The sequence below is a fragment of the Microbispora hainanensis genome (assembly GCF_006874475.1).
Lineage (GTDB): Bacteria > Actinomycetota > Actinomycetes > Streptosporangiales > Streptosporangiaceae > Microbispora > Microbispora hainanensis.
On record NZ_VIRM01000145.1, the window covers coordinates 1 to 1,217 of the forward strand.

A 1,217-nucleotide genomic window follows, 5' to 3' on the forward strand; every position below is an offset into this window, starting at 1 on the left:
TCGTCCCCAGCGGCGTTGTTTCTCGCTACGGATGCGGGCGCGTTCGCGCCGCTGAGCGGTAAGCACGTCGGGATGGCGGGCGTTGGCGTTGCGCCAGCGCAGGTAGGCCTGCAGCCTGCGGGCCAGCACGGTGTGGTTGGGATGGTTGGAGCTGCCCATCACGAAGCTGCGTAGCGGCCCGAACTGCGCCTCGATTGGGTTGGCCCAGGAAGCGTAGGTCGGGGTGAGGCACAGCTCGACCTTGTTCTTGTTCGCCCAGGCGCGGATCGCGGGGGTCTTGTTGGCCGACAAGTTGTCAAGGATCACGTAGATCGGGGCGCCGTCGGGGCGGGCGGATCGGATGGACTTCAGCGCGGCCAGAGTGTGGTCGCCGCCCTTGCGCGTGCGGGTGACGCCCCACAGCAGGTCATCGCTCAGGCTGTAGCAGCCGTGGAAGTAGCGGATGCCGTGCGTGCGCCGGTAGGTGGCCGGCAGCCGATCGGGCCGGCCCCGCGTGGCCCAGGTGGTGCCGTGGCAGGGCCGGATCGACAACGGCCCGAACTGGTCGAAGGCGAAACACCGATTCGGGAAGCGGGTGGTGACCTCTTCGATCCGGTTCAGCTTGGCTTCGCGGTCGGGGTCGGCGGACTCTTTCCAGGTGCGGGTCCGCTGGAAGGAGATCTTGTGGTGGTGCAGGATCTGCCGCAGCCGCTCTCGTCCGATGCGGACGCGGCGGGTGGGGTTGCCTTCCAGGTAGGCGGCCAGCTTGCGCAGGCTCCAGTGAGTGAACGGGCGGCCCAGCTTCTCCGGGCGTGTGCGGGCCGTCGCGATGATGAACCCCTCATCGTCGCTGGTGATCAGGCGGGGACGGCCACCCGCCCATTTAGGGTCCAGCGCATCAAGCCCCCGGTTGTTGAAGGCGTGAATGACATCCCGCACGGTGTCCTCATCGGCGGCCACGAGCTGTGCGATCGCCGGCACCGGGGTGCCGCTGGCCGAGGCCATGATGATCAGAGCCCGACGGACCCGGATCGAGCCGTGCTTGCCCCGCCGTACCAGGCGTTGCAGGATCTGCCCCTCGTGGTCGGTTAATCGCCGCGCTCGTACGGGCTCGGCCATGCGCTCCTCCTGCTGTCGGTACCGATCACTGGTACCGACAGTGGAGGCAAACCCGTTCAGGGACCCGGAAGCGGCCCGGCGTGTCGCGGCCCGGCGAACCTAAGTGGACACCCCACTAG

Annotated in this window: 1 protein-coding gene; it reads right to left on the bottom strand. The window is 68.2% G+C overall.

Annotation, left to right across the window (positions count from 1 at the left end):
* Positions 1-1,098, bottom strand: a 1,098-nt coding sequence (locus FLX08_RS39885) for an IS630 family transposase (RefSeq protein WP_142625432.1), incomplete at its 3' end; no start/stop codon positions are given.
* Positions 1,099-1,217: the final 119 nt, after the last annotated feature.